Here is a 6,231-nt window from a genome sequence, read left to right on the forward strand (position 1 = left end):
CCACGAACTCCGGTGAGCTGCTGTCACAGGTAGCGCTGGAGCAAATCTGCCGACTGGTGCGTGAACCCGATCGCGTGGCGGCGTGGCGTATCGGGCCGGAAGGATTAAGTGCCGAAGAGGCGCGCCGTATCGGCTTTCATATCCGCGTCAACCGTCCGTCGGCGCTGTTTGCCCGCTGCTGGTTGCTGGTTGAGGGTGAAACCGAAGTGTGGATCATCAATGAGCTGGCGCGGCAGCGCGGCTACCATTTTGCCGCGGAAGGCGTGAAGGTGATTGAGTTTGCGCAGTCCGGGCTTAAGCCGCTGCTGAAATATGCGCGCCGCATGGGCATTGCCTGGCACGTGCTGACTGACGGCGACGAGGCCGGAAAAAAATATGCCGCCACCGCGCGCAGCCAGCTACAGCCGCATGAGCAGGAGAGCGACCATCTCACGCAGTTCCCGGCGCCCGACATCGAACACTTCCTTTATAAGCAGGGCTTTAGTGATGTCTATCACCAGATGGCGCACCTGCCGTTAAACGTGCCGATGAACGCGCGGCGTATTATTACCAAAGCCATTCATCACAGCTCGAAGCCGGAACTGGCGATTGCGGTGGCGATGGCAGCGGCCGAACGCGGGCCGCAGGCGATTCCGCCGTTGCTCGATCAGCTGTTTGGCCGCGTGATGTGGCTGGCGCGCGGTCGGGCAGAGTAAAACTGACGCGGGACGCCAAAGAAAAATGCCAGCGTCTGCGGCTGGCATTTTTTTTCGGGAGTGGTCAGAATGAGAGCAGACGCGCGCCCGTCAGGAGAGTGACGATGCTTCACAGGGCACAATCAGACTGGCATGGTTGCCTTTCGGCCCTTCATGGACATCGAACTGAACGTGCTGGCCCGCTTTCAGCGTTCTGTATCCCTCCATCTGAATCGTGGAGTAGTGTGCGAAGATATCGTCGCCGCCGCCAATCGGACAGATAAAGCCGAAGCCTTTGGCGTTGTTGAACCATTTAACAGTACCCGTCTCCATGCTTTTACTTCCCTCGCAAGACATTTTGATAAGTAGGTGAGGTCATTGAAGCTGTGAGTCGAGTTTGTTTAAAACTCAATCAGCTTGTGTAAGTAGAATGTAGAGAAACGGACCTTATCGTCAAGCAAACGGCCCTGGCGCACGGGGAGAAATTCATCAAAATTTGAGGCAGTTAACGCTATTGCAAATTTTGTGATACAGGTCGCGCATGCGCTTTCAGGACCGATTTTTGCCACAGGAAAAGCGGCTTGACAGGCGTGTTAAACTTGAGGTGAGAGCACAGAAATGTGCGCTACCGTAACGCAGAATTTCAACGGAACATTATGGCAAACACAAACGACTGGCTTAACTTTGAACATCTGGCCGAAGACAAAGTACGCGAAGGGTTAAAGCCGCCTTCAATGTATAAAGTCATTCTGAATAATGACGATTATACACCTATGGAATTTGTTATTGACGTTCTGCAAAAGTTCTTTTCTTATGATGTTGAACGTGCAACGCAACTGATGCTGAAAGTTCACTACCATGGAAAGGCAATCTGTGGTGTATTCACTGCAGAAGTGGCGGAGACCAAAGTCGCCCAGGTGAACAATTACGCGCGGGAAAATCAACATCCGTTGCTGTGTACGCTGGAAAAAGCCTGAAGCTGTCTCCATATAGGATTCAGTCCGTCAGAGCGATAATTGGGGGAGGTGCCAAATGCTCAATCAAGAACTGGAACTCAGTTTAAACATGGCTTTCGCCAGAGCGCGCGAGCACCGTCACGAGTTTATGACCGTCGAACATCTGTTGCTGGCTCTGCTCAGCAACCCGTCGGCCAGAGAGGCACTGGAAGCCTGTACGGTGGATATTGCGGCTCTGCGTCAGGAACTCGAAGCCTTCATCGAACAAACCACGCCGGTGCTGCCTGCCAGCGAAGAGGAGCGCGACACTCAGCCGACGCTCAGCTTCCAGCGTGTGCTGCAGCGTGCGGTCTTCCATGTCCAGTCATCCGGTCGCAGTGAAGTTTCCGGTGCGAACGTGCTGGTCGCCATTTTCAGCGAGCAGGAGTCGCAAGCGGCTTACCTGCTGCGCAAACACGAAGTGAGCCGCCTTGATGTGGTGAACTTCATCTCCCATGGTACGCGTAAAGACGAACCGGGCCAGCCGCAGAACAGCGCGGAAAATCCGGTTAACGAAGAGCAAGCAGGCGGGGAGGAACGTATGGAAAACTTCACCACCAATCTTAATCAGCTTGCTCGCGTCGGCGGAATTGACCCGCTGATCGGCCGCGATAAAGAGCTGGAACGGGCTATTCAGGTGCTGTGCCGTCGTCGCAAGAATAACCCGCTGCTGGTGGGCGAATCGGGCGTCGGTAAAACTGCGATTGCGGAAGGGCTCGCCTGGCGCATTGTGCAGGGCGACGTGCCGGAAGTGATGAAAGAGTGCACCATCTACTCGCTGGATATTGGTTCGCTGCTGGCCGGTACCAAATACCGCGGTGATTTTGAAAAACGTTTTAAAGCGCTGCTGAAACAGCTGGAACAGGATAACAACAGCATTCTGTTCATCGACGAGATCCACACCATTATCGGTGCCGGTGCGGCATCGGGCGGCCAGGTGGATGCGGCGAATCTGATCAAGCCGCTGCTTTCCAGCGGTAAAATCCGCGTGATGGGTTCCACGACCTATCAGGAGTTCAGCAATATCTTTGAGAAGGATCGTGCGCTGGCGCGCCGTTTCCAGAAAATTGATATCACTGAGCCATCGGTTGAAGAGACGGTACAAATTCTTAACGGGCTGAAGCCGAAGTACGAAGCGCATCACGATGTGCGCTACACCGCCAAAGCGGTACGTGCGGCGGTTGAGCTGGCGGTGAAATACATCAATGACCGTCATCTGCCGGACAAGGCGATTGACGTGATCGATGAAGCCGGCGCGCGTGCGCGTCTGGTGCCGGTCAGCAAGCGCAAGAAAACCGTCAACGTGTCGGACATCGAATCCGTGGTGGCGCGCATCGCGCGTATTCCGGAGCAGAGCGTTTCGGCCACCGATCGCGATACGCTGAAAAATCTCGGCGACCGTCTGAAAATGCTGGTGTTTGGTCAGGACAACGCGATTGAAGCGCTGACTGAAGCCATCAAGATGAGCCGCGCGGGTCTGGGGCAGGAGCGTAAGCCAGTCGGGTCGTTCCTGTTTGCGGGTCCGACCGGGGTCGGTAAAACCGAGGTCACCGTGCAGCTGGCGAAGGCGCTGGGCATTGAACTGCTGCGCTTTGATATGTCCGAGTATATGGAGCGTCACACCGTCAGTCGTTTGATTGGTGCGCCTCCGGGCTACGTCGGCTTTGATCAGGGCGGTCTGCTGACCGATGCGGTGATCAAGCATCCGCACGCGGTGGTGCTGCTGGATGAGATCGAGAAAGCCCATCCGGATGTCTTCAACCTGCTGCTGCAGGTGATGGATAACGGAATGCTGACCGATAACAACGGCCGCAAAGCGGACTTCCGCAACGTGGTGCTGGTGATGACCACCAACGCCGGGGTGCGCGAGACCGAGCGTAAATCTATCGGCCTGATTCAGCAGGACAACAGCACCGACGCGATGGAAGAGATCAAAAAGATCTTTACGCCGGAGTTCCGTAACCGTCTCGACAACATTATCTGGTTCCGTCACCTCGATACTCAGGTGATCCATCAGGTGGTGGATAAATTTATTGTTGAGCTGCAGGCACAGCTGGATGCGAAAGGTGTGTCGCTGGAAGTCAGCGATGATGCGCGCGACTGGCTGGCCGAAAAAGGTTACGACAAAGCGATGGGCGCGCGTCCGATGGCGCGTACTGTGCAGGAAAACCTGAAGAAACCGCTGGCTAACGAGCTGCTGTTTGGCTCGCTGGTAGATGGCGGATCGGTGTCGGTTGGACTGGATAAAGAGAAAAACCAGCTCACCTACCACTTCATGAGTGCGGAAAAACGCAAAACCGAGGGCACCGTGCATTAAGCCGGTGCGCAGATAAGAAAAAGGCCGGATTAAAATCCGGCCTTTTTTTTCGCGCTTAGTTTACATCAGCAAACGCGAGGCGAGTGCAACAACTTAGCGACTACGGAAGACAATGCGGCCTTTGCTCAGGTCGTACGGGGTCAACTCGACAGTCACTTTGTCGCCCGTCAGGATGCGGATGTAGTTTTTACGCATTTTACCGGAGATATGAGCGGTAACCACGTGCCCGTTTTCAAGCTCTACGCGGAACATGGTGTTAGGTAACGTATCCAGTACGGTACCTTGCATTTCAATATTGTCTTCTTTGGCCATCGAATCCTCTGGGTGAACTACCAAACTGTTGAACCGGCAAGATAATGCCGAATTCCATGATTTATGTAAAGAAACGTTGGCTGTTTTTGCCAACGCTTCGCCGTGCGTCGCGCCGCTGCGCGTGCATTACGGATAAATTCGGGTGTTTTTGACGTCTGCGGGGGATTAGCGGGCTAAGAATCTGCAGCAATCGGCATCGGGTGCGCAACTGAAACAGCTTCGGGAACAGGGTGAGATTCCCAGCCTGGCAATTCCGGCTCGCCACAGCGAAGCGCGGACGACATACCAAACTCGCTTATTGTATCACTTTTGTCGGGAATTGTGTGCAAAACATCTGCGGGGACAGTCAAAAAAGGGTTTGTGTTTGCCAGCAGCCGGCCTGCACCGGTTGCCACGCCAGCGTTTGCACGTATTGCAGATAATCGACGCGCGGAATTTCAACTGCGCCCAGCGAGGCGGTATGCGGATTCAGCACCTGACAATCAATCAGCCGTCCCTGATGCGCAATAAAATGCTGTGAGAAAACCCACAGCGCGGTTTTGGAGGCGTTTTCCGCCCGGCTGAACATCGACTCGCCGCAAAAAATCTGTCCGAGCGCCAGGCCATACATGCCGCCAACCAGGCGTTGATCCTGCCAGACCTCAATTGAGTGCGCATGACCCAGCTCATACAGGCGCAGCCAGGCGCGTTTCACTTCAAAGGTGATCCAGGTGCCTTCCTGACGCCCGCTGGCGCAACCTTCCACCACCTGAGCAAAGGCGTGATTCATGGTGACGCGATAGGGCGAACGGCGATGGAAGCGCGCCATGCTGCGGCTGAGATGAAACGACTCCGGCAGCAGGACCGCGCGTGGATCTGGCGACCACCATAAAATCGGATCGCCGGGCGAAAACCACGGAAAAATACCGCGCTGATAGGCATTCATCAGGCGGGCAGGGGAGAGATCGCCGCCCATGGCCAGCAGGCCGTTTGGCTCACGCAGCGCCATCTCCGGCGGCGGGAAATTGAGCGAATCCCGGGAAAGTTGTACCAGTCTCATGGCGTCGGTCACCCTCAGGCTAAACGCATAGACTATAGCGCAAAGCGCTGCTGGAAACGCCAGTAGCGTCCCGCTTTTGAGATTAATTCGTCATGGCTGCCGGATTCGATAATCTGCCCACCGTCAAGCACACAGATGCGATCCATTTTTTCCAGTCCGCTCAGGCGATGCGTCACCATGATCAGCGTTTTTCCCTGGCTAACCTGCTGTAGCAACGTGAGAATCTGCTGCTCGGTCGCAGCATCCAGACCTTCGGTCGGCTCATCCAGCAGCCACAGATCGCCATCGTGCAGCAGCGCACGGGCAATCGCCAGCCGGCGCAGTTCACCGCCAGACAGCGGCCGGCCGCCTTCACCCATCCATGCATTTAGCCCTTCGCTGTGCTGCGTCAGATGCGCCAGCCCAACCCGCTGCAATACGTCAATCAGCTGTGCATCGCTGGCCTGTGGTGCTGCCAGCAGCAGGTTAGCGCGCAGCGTCTGGCTGAACAGATGGACGCGCTGCGTGACAACGCTGATGCGTTGACGCAGGCTGGCTTCGTCCCACGCCGCCAGATCAATCCCGTTCAGGCGAATCGTGCCGCGCTGAGCTTCCCAGCCGCGCGTGATCAGCGCCAGCAGGCTGGATTTTCCGCAGCCGGTCGGGCCCAGCAGCGCCAGATGTTCACCGGCTGCTAACGTCAGGGAGAAGTTGTGCAGCACCGCTTCTGGCCGCTGCGGATAGCTGAAATCGATCTGTTCCAGCGTCAGGCTGAGGCCGCGCGGCGTCGCAACCGGTTGTGTCGGGAAGTGAATCGCTGGCGGTTGATCGATGATCTCCTGCACGCGCTGCGCCGCGTGCGTCACCTGCGCCAGTGGCAGAAATGCGCCGGCTACCGGTGCCAGCGCTTCAAAC

The 6,231-nt window shown here is 56.2% G+C and carries 7 protein-coding genes; 3 read left to right on the forward strand and 4 right to left on the reverse strand.

Features of this window, described 5'->3' with window-relative positions:
* A partial coding sequence (locus tag ERD80_RS09465; RefSeq protein ID WP_136546675.1) for a DUF2813 domain-containing protein occupies nucleotides 1–695 on the forward strand: 695 nt, incomplete at its 5' end.
* A 90-nt stretch (nucleotides 696–785) separates the two neighbouring features.
* On the opposite strand, the gene cspD is transcribed toward ERD80_RS09465, so the two are convergent.
* Entirely contained in the window at nucleotides 786–1,007 is a 222-nt protein-coding gene (gene cspD / locus ERD80_RS09470) for a cold shock-like protein CspD (RefSeq protein ID WP_058757774.1), read from the reverse strand.
* Between the two features lie 323 nt (nucleotides 1,008–1,330).
* On the opposite strand from cspD, the gene clpS reads away from it, so the two are divergent.
* Nucleotides 1,331–1,651 (forward strand): ATP-dependent Clp protease adapter ClpS, encoded by a 321-nt coding sequence (clpS, locus tag ERD80_RS09475; RefSeq protein WP_021508363.1) that lies wholly within the window; start codon nucleotides 1,331–1,333, stop codon nucleotides 1,649–1,651.
* Nucleotides 1,652–1,706: 55 nt separating this feature from the next.
* Nucleotides 1,707–3,986: an ATP-dependent Clp protease ATP-binding subunit ClpA gene (clpA, locus tag ERD80_RS09480; RefSeq protein WP_021508362.1), complete on the forward strand. Its 2,280-nt coding sequence runs from the start codon at nucleotides 1,707–1,709 to the stop codon at nucleotides 3,984–3,986.
* A gap of 93 nt (nucleotides 3,987–4,079) precedes the next feature.
* On the opposite strand, the gene infA is transcribed toward clpA, so the two are convergent.
* From infA to ERD80_RS09495, 3 genes are all read right to left on the reverse strand, one after another.
* Nucleotides 4,080–4,298: a translation initiation factor IF-1 gene (gene infA / locus ERD80_RS09485; RefSeq protein ID WP_002211347.1), complete on the reverse strand. Its 219-nt coding sequence runs from the start codon at nucleotides 4,296–4,298 to the stop codon at nucleotides 4,080–4,082.
* Between the two features lie 346 nt (nucleotides 4,299–4,644).
* Nucleotides 4,645–5,337, reverse strand: a complete 693-nt coding sequence (gene aat, locus ERD80_RS09490; protein ID WP_031279861.1) for a leucyl/phenylalanyl-tRNA--protein transferase — start codon at nucleotides 5,335–5,337, stop codon at nucleotides 4,645–4,647.
* 32 nt (nucleotides 5,338–5,369) lie between these two features.
* Nucleotides 5,370–6,231, reverse strand: an 862-nt coding sequence (locus tag ERD80_RS09495; protein WP_136546677.1) for an ATP-binding cassette domain-containing protein, incomplete at its 5' end; no start/stop codon positions are given.

Origin of the sequence: Pantoea sp. R102 (assembly GCF_004916815.1) — a bacterium.
Lineage (GTDB): Bacteria > Pseudomonadota > Gammaproteobacteria > Enterobacterales > Enterobacteriaceae > Pantoea > Pantoea dispersa.